Genomic DNA, 23,371 nt, shown 5'->3' on the forward strand with positions numbered 1-23,371 from the left:
GGGCCCCGTGCCGGCTCGGGGTCCGCCCGGATCAGCCGCCGAAGGAGAGCCAGCGGAAGCCGGCGGCGTCGACGACGGCCCGCTCGCGGTCCGTGAGGCCGGCCCGGCCGGTCGCCTTGCGGATCAGCGTGAGCCGGTCCCAACCCAGCCCGGGCGGGACCGCCCGCCCGCCGGTGAGCAGGCCGGCGACGACCTCCGCCGCCGTCGGCGTCAGCCACGGCCGCCGCGCCAGCGCCGCCGCCAGGTCCAGGCCGTGCACGCCGACCTCCACCACGCGGGTACGCAGGAACTCGCCGAGCACCATCGCGTCGCCGTGCCGGGTGCGCACCACCCGACCCGGCGGTGCGGCGTCGACGGCGTCGAGGGCGGCCCGCCAGGCCCGGTCGAAGTCGGCCACCAGGGCCGGACCGTCGAGCTCCCGGGCTTCCCGCCGGCCGCTGTCGACGCGGGCCGCGTCCACGGACGGGGTGAACTTGGCGGCGCCGTAGTAGGCGGCGGCGTCGACCTCGGCGCGGGGCGGGGCGGGCGCGGCGAGCATGTCGACCAGCCGGCCCGCGCCGGTGCGTACGTGGGCGAGCAGTTCGCGTACGGTCCACGGCCGGCAGTCGGTCGGCCGGTCGAGATCCGCCCCGTCGACGCCGCGCAGCACCTCGCCGAGGCGCTCGCACTCGTCCCGGAACGCCGCCCGTACGCTCTCCACGATCCCCTCCCCCGTCCCGCCCGACCCTCTCACACCGGCGCGGCCGTTTCGGGGCCCGCCCGGCGGGTACGCGCGCGGCCGGGCCAACGAGAGGAGCGCCAGGGATGGCCGGGATCATGCTGCGCAGCACCGCGTTCAACGACCACGACATGCTGCCGAACCGCTTCTCGAAGGAGGGCGGCAACGTCTCGCCGCCGCTGGAGTGGGAGCGGGTGCCGCAGTCCGCCGCCGAGCTGGTCCTGCTCGTCGAGGACCCGGACGCGGGTAGGACGCCGTTCCTGCACTGGCTGGTCACCGGGATCGCGCCGAGCGCCGCCGGGGCGCCGGAGGGCGGCGTGCCCCTGGGCGGCCGCGAGTGGCCCAACGACTTCGGCACCACCGGGTGGGGCGGCCCGCACCCGCCCCAGGGCGACGATCCCCACCGGTACTTCTTCCGGCTCTACGCGCTGGACCGGCCGCTGGAGTTGCCCGGGACGCCACGGGCCGACGAGGTGCACCGCCTGCTCGTCGAGCGGGACGCCGCGAGCGGGACGATGGTCGGCACCTACTCCCGCTGAGCGGGTCAGCCCTTGACCCGGGGCACCAGCCGGTGCACGGCGGCGAGCACCAGCGCCATGACCACGCCCATCGTGCCGACGATCCCGGCGGCGCTGCCGGCGTAGCCGACGAGGAGAGGCCTGCGGGCCAGCTCGCTGGGCGGGGTGGCGCGCAGGTCGACCAGCCAGGAGAGGGCGAACCCGCAGGCCACCACCGCCAGTACGCCGCCGACGCCGAGCACCGTCGCGGCGACCCGGTGGGCGTCGGCCGACTCCACCTGCGCCTGCTCCCGCTGGGTGATCAGCAGCACCAGCCCGGCCAGCGCCGCCCAGACCCCGACCACCAGGAACGCGGCCACCGCGTCGCTGGGCCGGTGCCAGCCGGCAGAGAGGGTGGCCACCCCGGCGATCGCGGCGTAGCCGGCGCCGAGGAAGGCGCCGAGCACCCGCACCTTGCGCGGCAGCACGAGCACCAGGGCCACCGCGACCGAGGCGGCGACCGTGGCGTGCCCGCTGGGCAGGCTGTTGCCGGCGTAGATCCGTTCGGGGTCGATGCCGAAGTCGGGTCGGGTCAGGCCGTACTTGAGCAACTGGGTGGTGGCGTTGGCGCCGGCGATCAGCAGGGTGGCCGTGACGGCCAGGGCGATCCGGCCCCGGATCAGGGCGATGAAGCCGATCACCGCGGTCGCCGCCAGCAGCGAGACGACCGACATGGCGTTGAGGATCCGGTCCACCGGGCCGTCGATGCGGTCCTGCCCGATCCGGTTGCCGGTCAGGGCGACGGTGTCGACCCACTGGCCGATCTCGACGTGCATGGCGACCCGCCACACCGCGATGAAGGCCGCCGCCTGGACGAGCGCCAGGACGACCAACCAGACCGCGGTCCAACCCCTCGGCGTCGTTCGCACCCGCACACCGTAGCGGCAGGCGCGGCCCGGTCGGCGGGTGGCCTGTCGCTCGGCTACGGCTAGGTTGGTGGCGGACGTGAGGAGGGTGCGGTGACGCGTACACCGGAGGGTGCGCCGGCCCCGACGGACCGGCCGGAGACGCTCGCGGACCTGCTCGGCGGGCGCCGGGGCGCGGTCGACGCCAGCCTGCCGCCGGTGGCGTTCGCCCTCGGCTGGCTGCTCGGCGGGCACTCGCTGTGGGGCGGGGTGGGCGCGGCCGTGGTCACCGGCGCCGCGCTGGCCGGCTGGCGGCTGCACCGGGGCGACCGGCCGCGTTCGGTGCTGGTCGGGCTGTTGGCCGTCTGCGTGGCCGCGCTGGTCGCGTTGCGCACCGGGCGCGCCGAGGACTTCTTCCTCGTCCAACTGCTGTCGAACGCGGCGAGCGCGCTGGCCTGGGTGGTCAGCATCGTGGTGCGCTGGCCGCTGCTCGGAACGGTGGTGGGCGTCGCGCTCGGCCAGCGGACCCGGTGGCGGCGGGATCCGGCGCTCCTGCGCGCGTACGGCCGGGGCAGCTGGGTCTGGGCGGCGTCCTACGTGCTGCGGGTGGCGGTGTTCCTGCCGCTGTGGCTCGGCGGTCAGGTGGTCGCGCTGACGGTGGCCCGGGTCGTGTTGTCCTGGCCGCTGGTGGCGGCGGTGCTCGCGGTGAGCTGGGTGGTGGTGCGCCGGTCGTTGCCGGCCGGTCACCCGGGGCTGCGCCACCCGGTCGAGCCGACCCGTGCGCCGGTGGAGCCGGCGGGAAAGTAAGGGAGAGGCCGCCACGGGGGGAGCGGCCTCTCCGGTGACGTACGTTACTCCGTCCCGGCCCCATGCGTGATCCCGTGGTGGCCGGTTTTTCGGGCGTTTTCGCGCCCGGTGCATATCCGGGTGTGGTGGGGTGGGCCGGCTGCCCCGCTGCGTCGGCCGGTTGACCGGCCCACCCCGGCCTGACCGTGGGAGTCAGGCCGTCCGCCGACCGGGCGTCTCCGTTCCCCCAGGCCCGCCCGGCCGGCCTCCGGGCGGGCGGGCCGCGCCACCCACCCGGAGGAGTCGGTCAGCCGTTGGGGAACAGCTTTCCGTAGTCGGCGTACGCCATGGCGACGTCCGCCTGGGCCCAGAACCGGTGGTACTTGAACTCCGGCTCGGGGCCGCCGTCCAGGTACGCCTGGACCTTCGGCCAGGCCGGGTCGTTCTTGTAGAAGGAACGGATGTCGAGGAAGCTCTTGCCCGGTGCGATCGCGTCACCGTTGGCCATCGTCCCCGTCCAGCCCGGCGGCACGTAGAGGCCCTGACCGGTGCTGGCGTCGTAGGTGTCGTCGAAGCGGCGGTAGTCGCCCCGCTTCTCCACGGTGGACACGCCCTGGGCGTCGCTGGCTCCGTGCAGCGCGTCCAGCAGGCCCTTGGCGGTGTTCTTCGCCGCCACGTTGCCCGACTTCGCCGCGTACGCGATGAGCGTGCGGGCGTAGGCGGCGGCGATGCCGACGTCCTGGCCCTTGACCGTGACCTCGACGTGCAGGTTGGTGTTGGGCTGCGGGTTGGCCGGGTTCCAGGTGGTCGGCTGGCCGGTCCACTTCATGTCCGACGGGATCGACCAGTTGGTGCCGACCGTGGTGTTGGCGATCGCCCACGGCACCCACTTGTCCAGCAGCGCCTTGGCCTTGGCGTTGCCGGTCTCCAGGTACAGCTCGGCGATGCGCTGCATGGACCAGGCCTGCATGCCGAACCACTGGTTCGACGGCGGGTCGTTGTAGACCGGGTCGACGTCGTAGTACATGCCGTAGAAGGTCGACGTGCCGGCCGGGGGCTGGCCGTAGTGGCCGCCCCAGCTGTTGGTCGCGCCGCCGGCGATGCCGCCCTCGGCGGACTGGAGCCAGGTGTAGAACTCCAGCTGCCGCTCCAGGCTCTTGGTCCAGTCGGCGACCGCGGTCGGCGACTTCGGCTTGAGCTCGTTGATGTTGGTCAGCGCCCAGGCCGCGAACGGGTTCTGGTAGCCGAAGTGGTTGTGGCTGGAGCCGATCCGCCACGACCAGTTCTGGTTCGGCTCGTACGCGCCACCCCAGGCGTAGTACCAGGACATCAGGTAGTGCGCCGAGTCCTTGCCGGTGCCGGCCGGGCAGGTGGCGGCCCCGACGCAGTTGCCGATCTTCTTGAAGTACTTGTCGAACATGGCGTAGCGCAGGTAGTCACCCATCTTCGCGGCCTTGGCCACGGTGGCCGCCACGTCGGCCTCCTTGCCCTGCTCCTTGGCCCAGGTCAGGGCCCAGTACGCGGCCTGCACGGCGCGGGCGTCGGCGTCGGGGGCGTTGGTGTACTTCCACTGCTTCGCCGGCGCGTTCGCCTCCTTGACGAACAGGTCGAGGTAGCCGTTGCGGCCGCCGTGGGCGAAGGTGTCGCAGGACGGCTGCGGCACGGTCTCCCACACCGACTCCTGGGTGCCCCGCTGGAAGGTGTTGATGTACGCCGGCCGGGTGGTGCCGTCGCCGCAGCGGCCGTAGCCGTAGGTGTTGTCCACGTCGAGCAGCCAGTGCATGCCGTAGATGTCACCGGTGCCGTAGGTGTTCTGCAGCTCCGCGCGCAGCGGGTCCTGGCCGACCGGCACGGACGGCTCCAGCTGCGACGGGTACTGGCTGGGCAGGTCGTGCTCGGCGGCGTACTGCGCGGTGCCGGCCGCGCCCGCGGTGGGCTGGTCGGCGTGCGACGGGATGATGTACTTCTCCATGACGTTCCAGGAGTTGTTGAACGGGGCCCAGTTCTGGGTCACCCGTCCGTACTGGGCCTCCAGCCACAGCCAGAAGCTGAACGCCTCGGAGGTCGTCTCGTGCCCGTGGTCGGGCGCCTCGACGATCAGCGTCTCGATCGAGTGGTACGGCACGCCCTCGGGGCTGAAGTAGCCCGAGTTCTTGATTTTGCCGTACTGGTCGAGGAACCGCTTGACGTAGGTGTTGTCCCCGCCGCCGTTGTCGTTGTCGATCTCGGTGGCGGTGATCGCCAGCGGCGCGTAGCCGGTGGCCGAGGCGGTGACGGTGGCGGTGCCACCGAGCGTGTCGGCGTCCTCCGCCGCCGCGACGGTCACGTTCACCCCGGTGTTCCAGTTGCTCGGGGTCAGCGTCACCGAGGCCGGCGAGACGGTGATGTCGGTGTCGCCGGTGCGGGCCAGCGAGACCGGCACGTTGGCCGTCGGCGCGGCGCTGAGCTTGAGGTTGACCGTCGAGCTGCCGCCCTCGGTCACGCTCACCGCCGACGGGGTCGCCACCAGCACCGGCCCGGACGCCTGCGTGACGGTGAAGGCCTTCTCCGCGGTGGCCGTCAGGTTCGCGTTGTCGTACGCCTTGGCCTGCACCGTGTACGCGCCGGCCGGCAGGTCCTCCAGCGTGTAGCCGTACGGGGCGGTGGTGTCGGTGTTGACCAGCAGGCCGTTGCGGTAGAACTCGACCTTGCTGATCGTCCCGTCCGGGTCGCTGGCGGTGGCGCTCAGCGGCACGTCGGCGGGGGCCTCGAAGGGGCCGGCCGGCACGTTCAGCGCAACCGTCGGCGGCTGCTGCTGCGTGCCGCCGCAGGTGACGCCGTTGACCGAGAAGGACGTCGGCTTCGGGTTGGCGCCGCCGTGCGAGCCGTTGAAGCCGATGCTGGTGGAGGCGCCCGTGGCGATGCCCCCGTTGTAGGACTCGTTGGTGGCCGTGACCTGGTTGCCGGTCTGGCTCCACTTGGCCGACCAGCCCTGGGTCACCCGCTGGTCGCCGGGGAAGGCGAACTTCAGCGTCCAGCCGTTGATCGGATCGCCGAGGTTCTTGATGGTGACGTTGGCGGTGAAGCCGTTGTTCCAGTCGGTGGTCGCGTAGACCACGTCGCAGGCGGGGGCGGCCTGTGCGGCGCCGGCCGGCAGGGTCACCCCGCCGACGGCGAGCGCGGCGGCGGCGACCATCGCCAGGCGGCGACGTCTTGCCAGATTTCTCATGTGCGCGGTGTCTCCTCGGACCTGGCCGGGGACGAAGGGCCCCGGCGGGGCGCCCTCCCGCGAACGGGGATTCGGGGGCACCCGGGATGGTGGTCGCCCCGGCCCGAGGCCGGGGTACGGCGGGCGGCGCCCCCTGCGGGGCTACTGCTCCGCCGACTGCGTCGGATGCCGTACCGGAGACACCGGCTGCCCTCGGCGACCCACGCTTGCGCGATCTGGCTCCGCGTCGCGGTGGCGACAGTGTGCCATGCATGGAAGCGCTCCCACAATGGCCGGAGGCGCACCGAAGCAGCAACATGTTTCGATCTCGTTTTGGGGCTTTCACAAAGCCGTGACGGGCGTTACAGTCGCAGCATCGGTCGATGGGAGCGCTTCCATCGACGGAGATCCAATTAGAAGATCACCCGGAGTCCGTCCACGACGGACCCCGGGGACTCAGCCCGAGGGCTGACGGCGGGCCAGCCCGGACACCGCCGTCAGCCGTTCCCACCGACATGGAGGGAGGTGGATCCTCTAGCCACTCGCGTGGCCCGGCTCCCGCGCGACACGCACGACAGGACGCCAATTCCGCCCGTGCGTGTGCAGCAATGGTGGGGACGGGGGTTGCCCTCCCCCGTCCCCACACACTAAACCTCCCGCCACGGCGGGAAAAGAGGCCGACGGGACTGGCCGTGTCGCCGTTCCGACCGGCCTCGTCCGCTGTCCGCCCGTACCGCCCGGTCGACGCCCCGCGCCCCGGCGCCCCGCGTCCCGCGGCCGGCCACCCGAGCGCCGGCGCCACCGCGCGCCCCCGCTCCCGCACCGCCGCCACGGGCGCAGCACGCACCCCTCCGCCGTTCCCGATCGCCCTTCGCCCGGCCGGGCGGACGCGACCGGCCGGCGGCTCCTGCCCTATGCTGGGAGCGCTCCCGGCCCGGCGGTGGCCACGCAGACCATGAGGAGAACCGATGTCGATGCCCACCCCGCGCCCGCCCCAGGGCGCCGCGCCCTCCGCCACCGCCCCCGCCGCCACGACCGGCCCCGCGCCGCGCGCCGACGAGACGCCGTCGGCCGGCCTGCGCTTCCCGCCGGGCTTCGGCTGGGGGGCGGCCACCTCCGCCTACCAGATCGAGGGCGCGGCCAAGGAGGACGGCCGGGGCGAGTCGATCTGGGACACCTTCAGCCACACGCCGGGCCGCACCCGCAACGGCGACACCGGCGACGTCGCCGCCGACCACTACCACCGGTACGCCGAGGATCTGGACCTGATGCGCGACATCGGGCTGGACAGCTACCGGTTCTCCATCTCCTGGCCGCGCGTACAGGCCGACGGCACCGGCGCGCCCAACCAGCGCGGGCTCGACTTCTACCGCCGTCTCGTCGACGGGCTGCACGAGCGGGGCATCGCGCCGATGGCGACGCTGTTCCACTGGGACCTGCCGCAGTCCCTCCAGGATGCCGGCGGCTGGGAGTCGCGCGACGTCGCCCACCGGTTCGCCGACTACGCCGAGATCGTCTTCCGCGCGCTCGGCGACCGGGTGCCGGTCTGGCTGACCGTCAACGAGCCGAAGACGGTGGTGCAGAACGGCTACCTCGAAGGTCACCACGCCCCGGGCCGGCAGGACCCGGACGCCGCGTACCTGGTCGCCCACCACCTCCACCTGGCCCACGGGCTCGCCGTGGCGGCGTTCCGCGCCACCGGCTCCGGCCGGATCGGCCCGGCGCTCAACCTGCACCCCTGCTACCCGGCCGACGACTCGCCCGAGGCCGCCCGGGCCGCCCGGCTCTACGACGGCTACGAGAACCGCCTCTACCTCGACCCGATCCTCACCGGCCGCTACCCGCAGGACGTGCTGGACGACCTCGGCCCCGACAGCCGGCTCGTCCGCGGCATCCACGACGGCGACCTGGCGACCATCGCCGCGCCGGTCGACCTGCTCGCCGTGCAGTACTACACGCCCTACTACGTCACCGGCGACGGCGCGACGGTCGGGCGCTGGCCCACCTCACAGGCCTCCTGGCAGCAGATCCACCCCGACGGGATGTACGACATCCTGACCCGGGTGACCCGCGACTACGGACCGATCCCGCTGACCGTCACCGAGAACGGCCTGCCCACCCCGGACACCCTCGACGCCGACGGCACGGTCGACGACGCCGGGCGGGTCACCTTCCTGCGCGACCACCTCGCCGCCGTGCACCGGGCCATGGCCGCCGGCGTGCCGCTGGAGAGCTACCACGTCTGGTCCCTGCTCGACAACTTCGAGTGGGACGCGGGCTACGACGAGCGTTGGGGCCTGGTCCACGTGGACTACCAGACCCAGCGGCGCGTGCTCAAGCGCAGCGCGCACTGGTACCGCCAGGTCATCGCCGCCAACGGACTCTGACCGCCCGGCACCCGCCACCCCGGCGCCGCCTCGGCGGCGCCGGGGTGGACGCCGTCGGCGCACCCGCCGGGTGGACGCCGGGCGGGCGCGCCGACCCGGTCAGCGGGGCAGGGCCTGCTGGAGTTCCGCCCGCAGCGCCGGGGTGAGCATCTCCCCCGCCTGCTTGGCCAGCCGCGCCATCTCGTAGCCGACCACGCCGATGTCGGCCTCCGCCCCGGCCAGCGTGGCCAGGATGGACCCGTCACGCACCTGCATGACCAGGAAGTAGCCGCGCCCCATCTCGACGACCGTCTGCTTGACGATGTCCCCGTCGAACATCTGCGCCGCGCCCGCGGTGATGCTCATCAACCCCGAGGTCACGGCCGCGAGCTTGTCGGCGTGGTCCCGGGGCAGGTGGTCGGAGATCGCGACCAGCAGGCCGTCGGAGGAGACCACGATGGCGTGCACCACCCCCGGCACCCGATCCGCGAACCCGCTGACCAGCCAGCTCAGGTCGCGGGCCTCCCGGCTCAACGTCGTCATCGCTGTCCCCCTTCGGTGCGTACGCCGCCCGGCGGCATGGAAATCTCCGTGGTGTCCTCGGCCTCGGCCCGCCGTACCCCGCTGTAGAACCGGGACAGCATCCCCCCGACCGCCTCCGGGTCCGGGTCGTGGCGTACCGCCGGCTGCTCCGGCCGCGCCGGCCGGGTGACGGCGGAGAGCTGCGCCATCGGCACCCGGACGGGCAGGCCGCGTTCGTTGGTCCCGCCCGTGACCGGGACCGCCGGCGGCGTCGGCGAGGCCCCCCGCACCGGACCGGGCGACGGCCCCTGCCGCGACCACCAGCCCCCACCGGTCGACGCGGTCGCCCGGGCCGCCGGGGCGAGCACGTCCTCGGCCCGCACCGGGACCGACCGGGCCTGCCGGGGCGGGACCTCGGATCGCCGCCCGGCCGCCGGCAGCTCGCCCGCCGGTCGCGCACCGGCCCACGCCGGCGGTCGCCCGGCCACCGGCAGCCCACCGGGCGGCGGCGGCCCGTCCCACGCCGTGGCGGTCAGCATCCGGGCCGCGACGGGCGCCTCCCCCTCGGGCGCCGGCGCCAGCAGGCCACCGGGCAGCCGTACCCGGGCGACGAGGCCCTCCTCGCCGCCGGCCAGGCGCACCTCGACGCGGAGCCGGGCGGCCAGGTGGCTGACCACGAACAGGCCCATCCGCTCGACCGTCGCCACGTCCGCGGCCGGCGGGGTGGCCAGGACGGCGTTCGCCTCGGCCAGCGCGGCCGGGCTCATGCCGATCCCCCGGTCGGTGATCTCGATGACCGCGCCGGCGCCCTCGCTCCGGGCGGTGACCGCCACGACCGTGTCGGGACGGGAGAACGAGGTGGCGTTCTCCAGCAGCTCGGCGAGGATGTGGACCAGCTCGCCGACGGCGTGGCCGACGACGTGCAGGTCGGCGACCGCCCCGTGCCGGATTCGCTGGTAGTGCTCGATCTCGGCGCTGGCGGCGAGCAGCATCGCGCCGAGCGCCGCCGGCCGGTTCCACCGGCGGGTCGACTCGGTCCCGGCGAGCACCAGCAGGCTGTCGTCGTTGCGCCGCATCCGGGCGGCCAGGTGGTCGAGCTTGAAGAGGTTCTCCAGCTGGTCCGGATCGCTCTCCTCGCGCTCCAGGTCGTCGAGCAGCTCCAACTGGCGCTCCACGAGCACCTGGCTGCGCCGGGCGAGGTTGACGAACATCGCGTTGACGTTGCGCCGGGTGGTCGCCTGCTCGACGGCGACGTTGACCGCGCTGCGGTGCACCGCGACGAACGCCTCCGCCAGCTCGCCGATCTCGTCGAGCGAACGGACCACCGCCGGCGGGACCTCGATTTCCGGGACACCCCCGGTCACGGTACGCAGCCGGTCCAGGGCGTCCGGCAGCTCCAGCTGGGCGATCCGCAGCGCCTGGCCGCGCAGCAGCCGCATCGACCGGGCCATGGACCGGCCGACGAGGACGGAGATGAGCAGGGCGACCAGCAGCACCGCGAGGATGCTGCCGACGACCAGCAGCGTGGTCCGCAGCTGCGTCGCGCTCACCTCGTCGGCCTGCCGTACGGCGTCGTCGAGCACCGACGCCTCGATGCGGCGGAGCAGCTCCTGACGCTGCTCACCGGCCGCCCACCACTGCGGCGCCGGCAGCACGCTCGGCGCGGCGGCCCCGGTCACCAGGCTCTGCTCCTCCAGCCGGGTGGCCGTCAGGAACGTCGGGTCCGTCGAGGTCTCGTCGTAGCGGCGGACCTGCTCGGCGGTGGCGGCGACCCGGAACGCGCCCAGGGCGGTCAGCTGCTGGGCGCGCAGGTCGGTCAGGACCACCTGGTCCTCCACGCCGTACCGGCCGGCGCGGGCGGCCTCGTAGAGCTGGGCCCGGACCCGTGAGGAGAGCTCCTTGACCCGGGCGAGCTGCACGTAGCGCAGCACCGCGTCGCTGAGCGCGGGCCGGTCCTCGCCCGGCGAGGGCTCGGCGAGCAGGCGCAGCAGGGCGTCGACGGCCCGGTGGTAGTTGCTCAGGATGGTGTCGCTGCCCAGCACCGCCGGGGGGATCGCGGCCCGGATGTAGGCGACCTGGTCGTAGGCCTCCAGCACCTCCGAGTAGGCCACCCGCCAGGAAGCGTCGGCGTCGGCCAGCGGCCCGGCGGCCCGGCGCAGGTCGCGCAGCGCCTGGTCGGTGGCGGCCTGCAACGGCCTCAGCACCACGATCGCCGCGTCCCGGTCGGCGCCCACGCCGCCCCGGCGCAACTCGCCCAGCTCACCGGCGGCCCGGTCGCGTTCCTGCTGAAGTCGGTGCACCAGCGCGACGATCTCCCGGCCGATGCCGACCTGCTGGGCGAAGTCGCCCAACGCGGTCGTCCGCCCGACGAGGGTGTGGGTCTGCACGCCGGCCAGCACCAGGAAAGCGACCGACGGGATGACCAGCACGGTGACGAGCTTGGTGCGCATCCGCCAGTCCCGCAGCCGGAACGGGGAACGGCGACGGTGCGGCACGACCCGGACGTCGAACCGACGCCGGCGGTGCTGCGACACCCCGTCGTCGGACGGTTCCGGACCTGTCCCCAACACCTGCCCCCTCCCTGTCCCGCGTCCGCCGCGAGCCGGGGAGCGGAGTCCATCCAACCAGGCCCGCGAGCCGTGTCAACGGGGCGGGCTGAGGTGCTACTCAGGAGGGTGAGGCGGTCTCGTCCGTCCGGACGATGGCGGCGAGCCGGGAGGCGTCACCGACGCGGCCCAGGGCCACCAGCGCCGCGCCGCTCGCCCCGACCTCCGGGTTGCTCCCGTACCACACCGGCCGGGGCGCGAGGGCCGCCGCGAACGACGTACGCCACCAGCGGGAGGCGGCCACCGCTCCCCCGCCGAGCACCACCTCGACCGACTCGTCCACGGTGGACTCCAGCACGACGAGGTCGTCGGCGACCAGGTCGCACAGGCCCCGCATCAGCCCCGCCAGGATCTCCACCGCGGTGGTGCCGAGGCTCAGGCCCCCCAGCACGCCCGAGCCGGCCGGGGACATCCCGGGCGGCCGGTCCCCGCCGAAGCGGACGTTCACCGGCAGGGTCCTGTCGTGCGGCACCCGGGCCAGGGCGACCTCCAGCTCGCTGCCCCCGGGCAGCCGCAGCTCCCGGTCGGCCCAGGCGAAGAGGTTGCCGCCCGAGGAGTACGCGGCGCCGGTCACCACGTGGTCGTGGTCGACCCGGTAGCGCCAGAGCTCCTCGGGCAGCGGCGGCATGGCCTGCCCCGCCGGGACGCGCTGCACCAGCCGCACCGCCGCCGACGTGCCGACCGTCACCGCGGCCCGGCTCGGCTCGACGCAGCCCGAGCCGACGTTCGACGCCGCGCCGTCGCCCACCGGGCCGGCCCAGGGCGCGTCGGTGAGCTGCGGCCAGCGCCGCGCGTACGCCGGCCGTAGCCGGCCCCGCCACCCGGCCGGAGCCAGCTCGGGCAGCTCCTCGGCACGGCTGCCGGCCAGCGCGCACGCCTCGGCGTCCCAGTCCAGCGTCCGCAGGTCCAGCAGGCCCGTGCCGGAGGCCTGGGAGATCGACATGGGCGCCGGGCCGAGCAGCTCGCCCAGCACGTACTCGGCCAGGCCGGCGAACCGGGCGACCCGCCCGCCGGTGTGTTCCCGCAGCCAGGGCAGCCGGACCGACCAGTAGCAGCGGTGCCACCACGTGCCGGTGCGCCGGTGGAAGTCGGCCGGGTCGGCCGGGCCGGCCGCCCCGGCGGGCACCTCGGGACGGGTGTCCAGCCAGGTCAGCACCGGCCCGAGAGGCGCGCCGTCGGCGCCGAGCGGGACCACCGAGTGCCACTGCCCGGACGTCGCCACCAGCGACACGTCGCGCAGGTGGCCGTTGGCGGCCAGCTCGTCCAGGCACGCCACCAGGCAGGCCAGGTAGCCGGGGCCGTCCAGCGTGCCGGTGCCGTCGTCGTGCACGACGAGGCTCACCTTGCGCCGGGCCAGCGCGCCGGGCAGCGGGCGGGCGTCCGTGTCCAGCACGAGTCCGCGTACCGAGGAGGTGCCCAGATCGAGCGCGAGAATGTTCATCGCGGGTCAAGTTACCCGGTGCGGCGCGCCCCGGCGTCCCAGCGCGTGGGCCGTACGCCCGATCGGCTTTGCGGTGCCCGCACGGGGCCGTAGGGTGATCGCATGCCCGCGCACCTGTCCTGCTGGTGGCCCGCCGACCCGGCGGCCATCCCCCGCGCGTAGCTTCCCACGCGGCCGCCCGACGAGGCGGCCGCCGGTCTCTCCCCGGCCCTCCCGGCCGCCCCGCCGGGCGCCGCCCGGCCCGAGGAGACCCGATGACCCACCTGACCGAGTTGCTCGCCGCCGTCGCCGGCGGCGGCGACCCCGGCCCGTTCGCGCTCGTCCGCCGCGAGGGCGCCGCGCACCTGGAGCTGTTCACCGGCACGGTACGCACGGCGGGCCGGCTCGCCGACCTCCCCCTGCCGGGCGGGGCGCCCGGCCCCCGGACGCTGGCGCTGGTGCCCTACCGGCAGATCACCGAGCGGGGCTTCGCCTGCGTCGACGACGGCGTCCCGCTGGAGTTCCTCGAGATCGACCGGCACGAGCGGGTCGCCCTGGCCGAGGCGCTCGCCGCGCTGCCCGACGTGCCCGTGCGCACCGCCGATGCCGCCTTCGACGTCACCGACGACGAGTACGCCGCCACCGTCGGCCGGGTGCTCGCCGAGGAGATCGGGCGCGGCGAGGGCGCCAACTTCGTCATCCACCGCTGCCTGCGCGCCACCGTGCAGGGTCCGCCGCTGCTCGCCGCGCTCGCCGCGTTGCGCCGGCTGCTGCGGGGCGAGCGCGGCGCGTACTGGACCTTCCTGGTGCACACCGGCACCCGGATCCTGGTCGGGGCCAGTCCCGAGCGGCACGTCAGCGTCGACGACGGCCTGGTCATGATGAACCCGATCAGCGGCACCTTCCGGCACACCGGCGCGGGTGCCGACCGGGCCGCGCTGCTGCGCTTCCTCGCCGACCCCAAGGAGGTCGAGGAGCTGTACATGGTGCTCGACGAGGAGCTCAAGATGATGGCCACGGTCGCCGAGCACGGCGGCCAGGTGGTCGGGCCCCACCTCAAGGAGATGTCCCACCTGGCCCACACGGAGTACCTGCTCGCCGGCCGGGGCACGAAGGACGTGCGGGAGGTGCTGCGGGAGACGATGTTCGCGCCCACGGTCACCGGCAGCCCGATGGAGAACGCCTGCCGGGTCATCGCCCGGCACGAGGGCACCGGGCGGCGCTACTACGCCGGGGTGCTGGCGCTGCTCGGCCACGACGACGCCGGCCGGCAGAGCCTGGACGCGCCGATCCTGATCCGCACCGCCGAGATCTCCCCCGCCGGCGAGCTGCGGGTGCCGGTCGGGGCCACCCTGGTGCGGCACTCGACCGCCGAGGGCGAGGTGGCCGAGACGCACGCCAAGGCGGCCGGCGTGCTGGCCGCGCTCGGCCTCGGCCCGCAGGCGCCCGCCGGTGGCCCGGAGCCCGCCGTACGCCTCGCCGACGACCCGCAGGTGCGGGCCGCGCTGGCCGCGCGCAACGCGCCGCTGGCCCGGTTCTGGCTCGACCAGCGGTCGCCAGGTGCCGGTGGCCTGCCCGGGCTGGCCGGCCGGCGGGCGCTGATCGTCGACGGCGAGGACACCTTCACGGGCATGCTGGCCCACCAGCTGCGCGCGCTCGGCCTGGCCGTGACGCTGCGGCCGTGGCACGCCGCCGGTCCGGTGGACGGCCACGACCTGGTGGTGGTCGGCCCCGGTCCGGGCGACCCGGGCAGCACCACCGAGCCGAAGATGCGCACGATGCGCGGGCTGCTCGCCGGCCTGCTCGCCGAGGGCCGGCCGACCCTGGCCGTCTGCCTGGGCCACCAACTGCTCGCCGGCCTGCTCGGGCTGGCGCCGCACCGCCGGGACGCGCCCTACCAGGGGCTCCAGCGGGAGGTGGACGTCTTCGGCACGCGCCGACGGGTCGGCTTCTACGCCACCTTCACGGCGCGCGCCGAGGCCGACCGGCTGGACACCGCGTACGGCCCGGTGGAGCTGGCCCGGGACGCGGCGGACGGCGCGGTGCACGCGCTGCGCGGGCGCGGGTTCGCCGGGGTGCAGTTCCATCCGGAGTCGGTGCTCAGCCCCGACGGCGTGGCCGTCCTCGCCGACCTGCTGGGCGGGCTGCTGCCGGCGCCGGCGGGGCGACCGGCGGCGGCGCACGGCACGGTGTCGGGAGCGGCCCAGCGTGCATAGCCGCTCCGATCGGGGGTAGGGGTGCTGCGACCGGCGGCCCGGACGGGTCGAGAGCCCCCGCCCGGGCCGCCGGTCGCGCCGGTACCGCCGACCCGCTGGCAGTGCCGGTCCAGCCGGTGAACCGGCGGCGCCGGCTCAGCCGGCCAGGCCCGCCTTGAGCGCCGCGCCGATCTGCACCGCGCGCCTGGCGGTCAACGCGCAGGCGCCGAGCGCGATGTCGTCCGGCGCCGTCTCGCCGTTGTTGCTGGTGTGCGAGGCGCCGTAGGGGTTGCCGGCGACGAACTGGCTCGGGTCGGTGTAGCCGGGGGTCACCACCACCCCGCCCCAGTGGTAGAAGACGTTGAACATCGACAGCAGGGTGGCCTCCTGCCCGCCGTGCGAGGTGGCCGTCGAGCAGAACGCGGAATAGACCTTGTCCGCCAGGGCGCCCTGCGACCACAGCGGCCCGGTGGTGTCCATGAACTGCTTGAGCTGGGCGGCCATCACGCCGTACCGGGTCGGGGTCCCGAAGATCACCACGTCGGCCCACGACAGGTCGTCCAGCTGCACCTCGGGGACGTCCTGGGTCTCCATGTGGTGCGCGTGCCAGCCCGAGTTGGAACGGATCGCCTCGTCCGGCGCCAGCTCGCGCACCTTGCGCAGCCGCACCTCGGCGCCCGCCTCACCGGCGCCTTCGCACGCCGCCTGCGCCATCTGGTACGTGATGCCGGTGGCGCTGTAGTAGATCACCGCGACCTTGGTCTGGGCAGCCATCGGGTGTTCCCTCCTCATGTCGGGTCAGCTCCCGCGACTACCCGATGTTTGCGCCGTCAAACGGTCACCCGGGGTCGCGCGCCCGGCCCGGGGCTTCGTGGACCTGCCCGTCACGCACCGCCGGCTGTGACGGTCCCGCTGCCGTCGGTAGCTCAAGATGTCCGCAAGTTTCGATCCGTTCCGGTGCCGGTCCGACCGCCGGCCGGGGATGCTGGTGCCACGGCGCCGGCGGACCGGCAACCGCCCGGCACCGGCCACCCTGAACGGGGGATCGCGCTGCGCCGGCAGCGTCGCCGGCGAAGCGCGATCAGGTGAGCACCCGATCGTCAGGTGTCGAGGCGGTCGCGCAGGTCGTCGACCTCCTGCTGGATCCGGTTCACGCCGCCCTCGTCGTTGAGGAAGGTGGTGACCCCGGCGGCGAAGGCCAGCCCGATCAGCACCGCCAGGGCGCTGAGCACCAGGCCGCCGATCGCCACGCCCCGGCCGGTCACCCCGGGCCGACCGGCCATCTTGAGCCCGACGATGCCCAGGATCACGCCGATGATGCCGAGCAGCAGGCCGATCCAGGACAGGATCACGGTCAGCACGCTGATCAGCGCGGCCACCCCGAAGACCAGGGCGAAGGCGGCGGCGGCGCTGGTCTTGGCGGCCGGGCCGCCCCGGCCGGCACGGGTCGGTACGCCGGCGCCCCGGGCCGGCTCGCTGGACGCGGTCATGTCGCTCCCTCCGGGCGCGCGGACGGCGCGCCTGCTGGCCGGCCGCTTTCCCGCTGCGAGGGCGGTCATGCGTCGGCTGTCGGGGGTGGGCCCTAGGCTGGTGCCCCACCCGAGCGGAGGAGCCTGATGCCAGCGGAGCTGACCGGGCGCGAGGCGCTCGCGCTGCGGATGACCGGCCTGCTGCTGCGCCCGCATCCCACGGCGGCGGTGGGCGGGGTCGAGGACGTGGTGGAGTGGTTCGGGGCCATGCAGGCGCAGGACCTGGCCAGCGGCATGTGGTCGCTCGGGGTGCGGCTGCCCACGCTCGGCCACGTCGACGTGCACGCCGCACTGGAGCGCCTGGAGGCGCTGCGCACCTGGCCGATGCGGGGCACCGTGCACCTCGTGCCGCCCCGCGACGCCCGCTGGATGCTGGAGCTGACCGGCGTACGCTCGCTGGCCGGCGCCGCCACCCGCCGCGCGCAGCTCGGGCTCACCGAGACCGACGCGGACCGCGCGCTCGACGTGCTCGGCGCCGCGCTGGCCGGCGGCGGCCGGCTCACCCGGGCCCGGTGCCTGGCCGCGCTGGAGGCGGCCGGCATCGACACCGGCGAGCAGCGCGGCTACCACCTGCTCTGGTACGCCAGCGTCCGCGGCGTCACGTGCCTGGCGCCGAACGTGGGCACCGAGCAGACCTTCGCCCTGCTCGACGAGTGGGCGCCCGAGGCGCGCCGGCCGGAGCGGGACGAGGCCCTGGCGATGCTCGCCCACCGCTACGTGCGGGGGCACGGGCCCGTCACCGCCCGGGAGTTCGCCGGCTGGACGGGGCTGACGCTCACCGACGCGCGCCGGGGCCTCGCGGCGGCCGGCGACGCCCTGACCGTGGTGCGGGTCGACGGGCAGGAGGCGCTCGTCGACGCGGCCCTGCTCGACGCGCCCCGCGAGCCGGTCGACGACCTGCTGGTGCTGCCCGGCTTCGACGAGTACCTGCTGGGCTTCAAGGACCGCTCGCTGATGCTGGACCCCGCCCACGCCGACGCGATCGTGCCGGGGCGCAACGGCGTCTTCCAGCCCACGGTCGTCCAGGACGGGCGGGTCGTGGGCACGTGGAAGCGCGCGGTCGGCAGGACCCGGGTGACGGTCACGGTGTTCCCGCTGGTGCCCCTCGACGAGCGGACCCGGGCCCGCGTGGCGGGCGCGCTGGGCCGTTACGCCGACTTCCTGGGCCTGCCGCTGCGCGTCGACTGGCCCGGCTGACCGGCGGGCCGCCGGCGGCGGCCCGGCCCAGGGGCCCCACCGGTCCCGCTGGCCCCAGTCGTCCCGCCGCGCTCGCCGGCCTTCCGGCGCTGCTCCTATCCGTCCGGTCGTCGACGAATCCGGGCCGGCCGGCCGGGTATCCGGGCCGTGAACCGAGAGGGAGGAATGACGACCATGAGGCTCAACGAACAGCAGGCCAACTCGCTGTACGGGCAGGACGTCAAGGACCGCTCGGGGTCGAAGATCGGAAGCGTGGGCCAGATCTGGGCCGACGCCGCCGGTGAGCCGACCTGGGTCAGTGTGAAGACCGGCCTGATGGGCCACAAGGAGTCGATGGCTCCGCTGGAGAAGGCCCGGATCACCGACAGCGGGCTCGCGGTCGACTACGACAAGTCCACCGTGAAGGACGCCCCGGCCGTGGACGCCGGCACCGACCAGCCGCTGGACACGGATCAGATCGAGCAGCTCTACGCCCACTACCGTCTCACGCCGCAGGCCCCGCGGGCTCCGCAGCCCCCGCCGGCCGCCGGTCAGGGACGGGCGCCGGCGGCGGGCGAGGACCTGATCCGGTCCGAGGAGCGGCTGCGGGTCGGCACGGAGAGCCAGCCCGCCGGTGCCGCCCGACTGCGCAAGTACGTGGTTACCGAGGACGTGCACACCACCGTGCCCGTCGAACACGACGAGGTGCGCGTGGAGCGGGAGCCCATCGCCGCCCGCGACGCGCGTGGCATGCGCGCCGACATCGGCGAGGCCGAGCAGGAGATGACCCTGCGGGCCGAGCGGCCGGTGGTCGGCAAGGAGACGGTGCCCGTCGAGCGGGTCCACCTGGCCAAGGAGGAGGTCGTCGAGGAGCAGCCCATCGACGACCAGATCCGCCGGGAGCGGGTGGACGCGGACATCCCGGAGCGCAGCCGGCGACGCCGCTGACCGCTGGCATGGGACGGGCGGGTGGGTCGGTTCGACCCACCCGCCCGTCGCGGCGTACGTCAGTCGGCGAGCGCGCCCGCCGCCCGGCCCTCGTGCAGGGTCAGGTTGCGCCCGTCGGACGGGTCGAACAGGTGGATCTTCTCCAGGTTGAACCAGACGCGCCGGGTCTGTCCCTCCTCGACCGGGGACTCGGCGGAGAGCCGGGTCACCAGGCTGGCCCCGCCGCCGCTGAAGTCGGCGCCCGCGTCGGCCGCCAGCTCCTCCAGTTCGGCGGCGCTGGCCCGCTCCCCCTCGACGCTGAAGTAGACGTACTTGTCGGAGCCCATGGACTCGACGATGTCGACGGGCGCCTCGAACTCCGCGCCCCGGCGGCGGGTGTCGTCGTCGATCAGCGCGGCGTCCTCGAAGTGCTCCGGCCGGATGCCGAGGATCAGCTCGCGCGGGGCGTCCGCCCCCTCCAGCTCGCGCCGGATCCGCTCGCCGATCGGCACGTCGCCCAGCGCCGTGCGCAGCGTGCCGTCCTCGACGGCGGCGTGCAGGAAGTTCATCGACGGCGAGCCGATGAAGCCGGCGACGAAGAGGTTGCGGGGGTGGTCGTACAGCTCCTGCGGCGGGCCGACCTGCTGCACCGCGCCACCCCGCATGATCACCACGCGGTCGCCGAGGGTCATCGCCTCGGTCTGGTCGTGGGTGACGTAGACGGTGGTGGTGCCCAGCTTCTTCTGCAGGCGCGACACGACGGTGCGCATCTGGACCCGCAGCTTGGCGTCCAGGTTGGACAGCGGCTCGTCCATCAGGAACGCCTTGGGCTGCCGGACGATCGCGCGGCCCATCGCGACCCGCTGGCGCTGGCCGCCGGAGAGGTTGGCCGGCTTCCGGTCCAGCAGCGCGGACAGCTCCAGGACCTTCGCCGCCTCCTCGACCTTCCGGTTGATCGTCTCCTTGTCCAGCTTCGCCAGCCGCAGCGGGAACGCCATGTTCTCCCGGACGGTCATGTTCGGGTAGAGGGCGTAGGACTGGAACACCATCGCGATGTCCCGGTCCCGGGGGGCCTTGTCGTTGACCCGCTGGCCACCGATGCGCAGCTCGCCGGAGCTGATGTCCTCCAGGCCGGCGATCATGTTGAGGGTGGTGGACTTCCCGCAGCCGGACGGGCCGACCAGGATGACGAACTCGCCGTCGGCGATCTCCAGGTCGACGTCGGCCACCGCGACGGTCCCGTCCGGGAACTTCTTGCAGACCTTGTCGAGCACGATGTCAGCCATGAGTACCACCTATCCCTTGACTGCGCCGGAGGTCAGGCCGGAGACGATGCGGCGCTGGAAGAAGAGGACGAACAGGATGATCGGAACGGTGATCACCACGGCGGCGGCGCAGATCGCCCCCGTGGGGTCCTCGAACTGCGACTCGCCGGTGAAGAACGACAGCGCCACCGGCACCGTGCGCGCCCGCTCGGTGGAGGTCAGCGTGATGGCGAAGAGGAAGTCGTTCCAGCAGAAGATGAAGACCAGGATCGCCGTGGTGAACAGCCCCGGCGCGGCGAGCGGGGCGATGACCCGCCGGAACGCCTGGGCCTGCGTCGCGCCGTCCATCTTCGCCGCCTTCTCCAGGTCCCACGGGATCTGCTTGAAGAACGCCGACAGCGTGTAGATCGCCAGCGGCAGCGCGAAGGTGATGTACGGCAGGATCAGGCCCGGCCAGGTGTCGAAGAGGCCGAGCTGCCGCTCGATCTCGAACAGCGGCGACACCAGGGACACCTGCGGGAACATCGCGATCAGCAGGGAGACACCGACCAGCAGCCGCTTGCCGGGGAAGTCCAGCCGGGAGATCGCGTACGCGGCCATGGCGCCGAGCACGACGGCGATCACGGTGGCGATCAGCGCGATACCGATCGAGTTGGCCAGGGCCCGGACGAACTGGTCGGTCTGGAAGATCGTCCGGTAGTTGTCCAGCGTCCACTCCTGCGGGATGAACTTCCCGTCGGTCAGGGTCGCCGGCGTCTTGAACGACAACGACATGATCCAGAGCACCGGCACCAGCGCGAAGACGACCACGATGGCGTCCAGCAGGCCCCAGCGCAGCTTGGCCCGGGTGGTGGTGTCAGCCATCTCAACGCCTCTCCCCGTCGTCGCTGCCGGGGGCAGCGGTACCGAACAGCTTCACGAAGACGAAGGCGATGATCGCCACGGTGAGGAAGATCAGCACCGACATCGTCGACCCGATGCCGAGGTTCAGGCCCCGGATCAGGTTGTTGTAGGCGAGCATCGACACCGACGAGGTCTCGTTGCCGCCCGCGGTCAGCACGAAGATGTTGTCGAACACCCGGAACGCGTCGAGGGTGCGGAACAGCAGCGCGACCAGGATCGCCGGCTTCATCACCGGCAGCATCACCTTGGTGAAGCGCTGCCAGGAGGTGGCGCCGTCGGTGGAGGCGGCCTTGAGCAGGTCCTCCGGCACGAGGGCGAGGCCGGCCATGAGCAGCAGCGCCATGAACGGCGTGGTCTTCCAGATCTCGGCCAGCATGATGATCGCCAGCGAGCTGGCCCGCTCGGTCAGGGGCGCGCCGTCGCTGAACAGGTTGGCCAGGTAGCCCGTGCCCGGCGTCCACGCGTACCGCCAGGAGAAGGCCGCGACGACCGTGACGATGCCGTACGGGATCAGCGCGGCGGTCCGCACGATGCCCCGGCCGACCAGCGTACGGTGCATGATCAGCGCCAGTCCCATGCCGAGCACCAGCTCGACGGCGACGGTGACCACCGTGACCAACACGGTGACTCCGAAGGCCGTCCACCAGAACTCGTTGGTCAGCACGGTGGCGTAGTTCTCCAGCCCGACGAACTCGCGCTCGGCGGGGAAGCGCAGGTCGTAGCGCTGCAGGGACAGCCATACCGAGTAGATGATCGGGTACGCGGTCACCAGCACCATGACCAGCGCGGCGGGTGCGCAGAGCAGCCAGCCCAACCGGCGCTCGGCCTTCTTGTTCTCGCTCAGCGGCGCCTTGCGGCCCCGACCGGCGCGCTGGGCCGGCACCTTGGCGTCCCGGCCGGGCCGGGCGGCCGTCTCGTCGGCGGCCACGTCGGCGCCCGCCGGCGTGGCGTTGACGCTCATGCCGCCACCTCCGGGCGGTCGGCGTCGAGTCGCCGGGTGCGCTGGCTCACGGCAGGACCCCCTTCGATTCGAGGGCGTCGGCGATGGCGTCGCGCAGCTCGTCGGCGGTCTGCTCGGGCCGGATCGCCGACGGCGGCGACAGGATCGCCGACATGACGGTGGAGATGCTCTGGTACGCCGGGGTCAGCGGCCGGACCGCCGGCTCCTTGAGCTCTTCGAGGATGGTGTCCCGCATCGGGTACGCCTCGGCCATCTCCGGGTCGGCGTAGACCTTTTCGATGGTCGGCGGCACGCCGTCGTTGACCGCGGAGAACTTCTGGTTCTTCTCGTTGCGGATGCAGCGGGCCGCCTCGAAGGACTCCTCGGGGTGCTTCGAGTAGGCGCTGACGGCCATGTTGATCCCGCCGATGGTGACCTTGCTCGGGGTGTTCTCGTCGACGCCCGGGACGCGGGCCCAGCCGACCTTCTTCGCCAGCTCCGGGTCGGCCTCCTGCAGCGCCGGGTAGACGAACGGCCAGTTGACCTGGAACGCGCCGTCGCCGGACTGGAACTCCAGCCGGACCGGGTCCTCGGTGGCGTTGCTGAACGACGGCGACGTCACGCCGGACGTGGCGAAGCGCTGGAGCTGCTCCAGCGCCCGCACGGTGCCCTCGTCCATGACGGCCTGCTTGCCGTCGTCGCTGAGGATCTTGCCGCCGGCGCTCTCGGCGAGGGTGTTGTAGAGGACGACGAGGCCCTCGTACTGGGCGCCCATGGTGAGCACCTGGTGCGGCTTGCCCTGCTGCTTCAGCTCCTGGGCGATGGAGATCATCTGGTCCCACGTCTTCGGCGGCTGTGGCACCAGGTCCTTGCGGTACCAGAGCAGCTGGACGTTGGTGTTCTTCGGCGCGCCGTAGAGCTTGTCCTCGTAGCGCGCCGTCTCCAGCGGGCCGGCGAGGGTGCCCTGCTCGACCTCCGCCCGGTCCTGACCGGTCCACTCCCTGATCCAGTCGGCGCTGGCGAACTCCTGGGTCCAGGTCACGTCGAGGCCGAGGACGTCCATCCCGCTGTCCTGCGCGGCGAGCCGGCGGACCATCTGCACCCGCTGGTCGTCGGCCTGCCGGGGCAGCACCCGGTAGACGATCTTGTAGCGCCCCTGGGCCTGCGCGTTGCAGTCGTCGACGACCTTCTGCAGGTTCTGCTCCGGCGGGTAGTACAGGTTGATCGTGGGTGTGCCGCCGTCCCCGTCGGAACCGCAGGCGGCCGCCATCGGTGCCACCAGCGTCAACGCCGCGGCGGCAGCCACCGCGCGCACGCGTGGCCGCCGTCGGCGTCGGGCCTTGTCAGGGTCGCTCATCACCCCTCCCCTCGTGTCGGCCAAGGCCGGGGAGAGGCTCCGCGCCCCGGCACACGGCGAGCCGTTCGGGCC

At 73.7% G+C, this 23,371-nt stretch carries 18 protein-coding genes; 6 read left to right on the forward strand and 12 right to left on the reverse strand.

Going from position 1 to position 23,371, the window contains the following annotated elements; translation table 11 throughout:
* Positions 1-31: 31 nt before the first annotated feature.
* Positions 32-700: a maleylpyruvate isomerase N-terminal domain-containing protein gene (locus RM555_RS18535; RefSeq protein ID WP_311412935.1), complete on the reverse strand. Its 669-nt coding sequence runs from the start codon at positions 698-700 to the stop codon at positions 32-34.
* Between the two features lie 104 nt (positions 701-804).
* Here RM555_RS18535 and RM555_RS18540 point away from each other — a divergent pair, with 104 nt between their 5' ends.
* Complete coding sequence (locus tag RM555_RS18540; protein WP_311412936.1) at positions 805-1,257, forward strand: YbhB/YbcL family Raf kinase inhibitor-like protein; 453 nt, start codon at positions 805-807, stop codon at positions 1,255-1,257.
* A 5-nt stretch (positions 1,258-1,262) separates the two neighbouring features.
* Here the strand turns inward: RM555_RS18540 and RM555_RS18545 are convergent, their stop codons facing one another.
* Positions 1,263-2,150, reverse strand: coding sequence for a phosphatase PAP2 family protein (locus RM555_RS18545; protein WP_311412937.1), 888 nt, complete (start codon positions 2,148-2,150; stop codon positions 1,263-1,265).
* An 84-nt stretch (positions 2,151-2,234) separates the two neighbouring features.
* On the opposite strand from RM555_RS18545, the gene RM555_RS18550 reads away from it, so the two are divergent.
* On the forward strand, positions 2,235-2,927 hold the full coding sequence (locus tag RM555_RS18550) for a DUF3159 domain-containing protein (protein WP_311412938.1): 693 nt from the start codon (positions 2,235-2,237) through the stop codon (positions 2,925-2,927).
* Positions 2,928-3,213: 286 nt separating this feature from the next.
* Here the strand turns inward: RM555_RS18550 and RM555_RS18555 are convergent, their stop codons facing one another.
* The gene (locus RM555_RS18555) at positions 3,214-6,105 is read right to left on the reverse strand and encodes a glycoside hydrolase family 48 protein (RefSeq protein ID WP_311412994.1); all 2,892 of its coding nucleotides are present in this window, start codon (positions 6,103-6,105) and stop codon (positions 3,214-3,216) included.
* Between the two features lie 956 nt (positions 6,106-7,061).
* On the opposite strand from RM555_RS18555, the gene RM555_RS18560 reads away from it, so the two are divergent.
* Positions 7,062-8,480 carry a GH1 family beta-glucosidase gene (locus RM555_RS18560; RefSeq protein ID WP_311412939.1) on the forward strand — a complete coding sequence of 473 codons (1,419 nt, stop codon included), beginning with the start codon at positions 7,062-7,064 and terminating at the stop codon, positions 8,478-8,480.
* A 99-nt stretch (positions 8,481-8,579) separates the two neighbouring features.
* Here the strand turns inward: RM555_RS18560 and RM555_RS18565 are convergent, their stop codons facing one another.
* The 3 genes from RM555_RS18565 to RM555_RS18575 form a co-directional block, all read right to left on the reverse strand.
* On the reverse strand, positions 8,580-9,002 hold the full coding sequence (locus tag RM555_RS18565; RefSeq protein WP_425874650.1) for a roadblock/LC7 domain-containing protein: 423 nt from the start codon (positions 9,000-9,002) through the stop codon (positions 8,580-8,582).
* Entirely contained in the window at positions 8,999-11,551 is a 2,553-nt protein-coding gene (locus tag RM555_RS18570) for a sensor histidine kinase (protein WP_311412940.1), read from the reverse strand. Before RM555_RS18570 ends, RM555_RS18565 begins: the two co-directional genes overlap by 4 nt.
* 97 nt (positions 11,552-11,648) lie before the next feature.
* Positions 11,649-13,028 (reverse strand): gluconokinase, encoded by a 1,380-nt coding sequence (locus tag RM555_RS18575; protein ID WP_311412941.1) that lies wholly within the window; start codon positions 13,026-13,028, stop codon positions 11,649-11,651.
* Positions 13,029-13,282: 254 nt separating this feature from the next.
* Here RM555_RS18575 and RM555_RS18580 point away from each other — a divergent pair, with 254 nt between their 5' ends.
* Positions 13,283-15,223 carry an anthranilate synthase family protein gene (locus tag RM555_RS18580; RefSeq protein ID WP_311412942.1) on the forward strand — a complete coding sequence of 647 codons (1,941 nt, stop codon included), beginning with the start codon at positions 13,283-13,285 and terminating at the stop codon, positions 15,221-15,223.
* Between the two features lie 135 nt (positions 15,224-15,358).
* Here RM555_RS18580 and wrbA read toward each other — a convergent pair whose 3' ends face one another.
* Both wrbA and RM555_RS18590 read right to left on the reverse strand, forming a co-directional pair.
* Complete coding sequence (wrbA, locus tag RM555_RS18585; RefSeq protein ID WP_311412943.1) at positions 15,359-15,976, reverse strand: NAD(P)H:quinone oxidoreductase; 618 nt, start codon at positions 15,974-15,976, stop codon at positions 15,359-15,361.
* A gap of 326 nt (positions 15,977-16,302) precedes the next feature.
* A complete protein-coding gene (locus RM555_RS18590) occupies positions 16,303-16,692 on the reverse strand; it encodes a hypothetical protein (RefSeq protein ID WP_311412944.1) in 390 nt (129 codons plus the stop codon).
* A gap of 126 nt (positions 16,693-16,818) precedes the next feature.
* On the opposite strand from RM555_RS18590, the gene RM555_RS18595 reads away from it, so the two are divergent.
* Positions 16,819-17,928, forward strand: a complete 1,110-nt coding sequence (locus RM555_RS18595; RefSeq protein WP_311412945.1) for a winged helix DNA-binding domain-containing protein — start codon at positions 16,819-16,821, stop codon at positions 17,926-17,928.
* Positions 17,929-18,102: 174 nt separating this feature from the next.
* On the forward strand, positions 18,103-18,855 hold the full coding sequence (locus RM555_RS18600; RefSeq protein ID WP_311412946.1) for a YsnF/AvaK domain-containing protein: 753 nt from the start codon (positions 18,103-18,105) through the stop codon (positions 18,853-18,855).
* 59 nt (positions 18,856-18,914) lie between these two features.
* On the opposite strand, the gene RM555_RS18605 is transcribed toward RM555_RS18600, so the two are convergent.
* The 4 genes from RM555_RS18605 to RM555_RS18620 are packed head-to-tail and all read right to left on the reverse strand — an operon-like array spanning position 18,915 to position 23,299.
* Positions 18,915-20,120, reverse strand: coding sequence for an ABC transporter ATP-binding protein (locus tag RM555_RS18605; RefSeq protein WP_311412947.1), 1,206 nt, complete (start codon positions 20,118-20,120; stop codon positions 18,915-18,917).
* Between the two features lie 9 nt (positions 20,121-20,129).
* Positions 20,130-20,963, reverse strand: a complete 834-nt coding sequence (locus tag RM555_RS18610) for a carbohydrate ABC transporter permease (RefSeq protein WP_311412948.1) — start codon at positions 20,961-20,963, stop codon at positions 20,130-20,132.
* 1 nt (position 20,964) lies between these two features.
* A complete protein-coding gene (locus tag RM555_RS18615; protein ID WP_311412949.1) occupies positions 20,965-21,963 on the reverse strand; it encodes a carbohydrate ABC transporter permease in 999 nt (332 codons plus the stop codon).
* Positions 21,964-22,009: 46 nt separating this feature from the next.
* Positions 22,010-23,299, reverse strand: a complete 1,290-nt coding sequence (locus RM555_RS18620) for an ABC transporter substrate-binding protein (protein ID WP_311412950.1) — start codon at positions 23,297-23,299, stop codon at positions 22,010-22,012.
* Positions 23,300-23,371 lie beyond the last annotated feature (72 nt).

It is taken from the genome of Micromonospora reichwaldensis (assembly GCF_031845925.1).
Lineage (GTDB): Bacteria > Actinomycetota > Actinomycetes > Mycobacteriales > Micromonosporaceae > Micromonospora > Micromonospora reichwaldensis.

Excerpts from the sequence above, each read along its gene's own strand:
- RM555_RS18540 (WP_311412936.1), top strand. The coding sequence starts at position 805 with ATGGCCGGGATCATGCTGCGCAGCACCGCGTTCAACGACCACGACATG.
- RM555_RS18560 (WP_311412939.1), top strand. The coding sequence starts at position 7,062 with ATGTCGATGCCCACCCCGCGCCCGCCCCAGGGCGCCGCGCCCTCCGCC.
- RM555_RS18565 (WP_425874650.1), bottom strand. The coding sequence starts at position 9,002 with ATGACGACGTTGAGCCGGGAGGCCCGCGACCTGAGCTGGCTGGTCAGC.
- RM555_RS18575 (WP_311412941.1), bottom strand. The coding sequence starts at position 13,028 with ATGAACATTCTCGCGCTCGATCTGGGCACCTCCTCGGTACGCGGACTC.
- RM555_RS18580 (WP_311412942.1), top strand. The coding sequence starts at position 13,283 with ATGACCCACCTGACCGAGTTGCTCGCCGCCGTCGCCGGCGGCGGCGAC.
- wrbA (WP_311412943.1), bottom strand. The coding sequence starts at position 15,976 with ATGGCTGCCCAGACCAAGGTCGCGGTGATCTACTACAGCGCCACCGGC.
- RM555_RS18590 (WP_311412944.1), bottom strand. The coding sequence starts at position 16,692 with ATGACCGCGTCCAGCGAGCCGGCCCGGGGCGCCGGCGTACCGACCCGT.
- RM555_RS18595 (WP_311412945.1), top strand. The coding sequence starts at position 16,819 with ATGCCAGCGGAGCTGACCGGGCGCGAGGCGCTCGCGCTGCGGATGACC.
- RM555_RS18600 (WP_311412946.1), top strand. The coding sequence starts at position 18,103 with ATGAGGCTCAACGAACAGCAGGCCAACTCGCTGTACGGGCAGGACGTC.
- RM555_RS18605 (WP_311412947.1), bottom strand. The coding sequence starts at position 20,120 with ATGGCTGACATCGTGCTCGACAAGGTCTGCAAGAAGTTCCCGGACGGG.
- RM555_RS18610 (WP_311412948.1), bottom strand. The coding sequence starts at position 20,963 with ATGGCTGACACCACCACCCGGGCCAAGCTGCGCTGGGGCCTGCTGGAC.
- RM555_RS18615 (WP_311412949.1), bottom strand. The coding sequence starts at position 21,963 with ATGAGCGTCAACGCCACGCCGGCGGGCGCCGACGTGGCCGCCGACGAG.
- RM555_RS18620 (WP_311412950.1), bottom strand. The coding sequence starts at position 23,299 with ATGAGCGACCCTGACAAGGCCCGACGCCGACGGCGGCCACGCGTGCGC.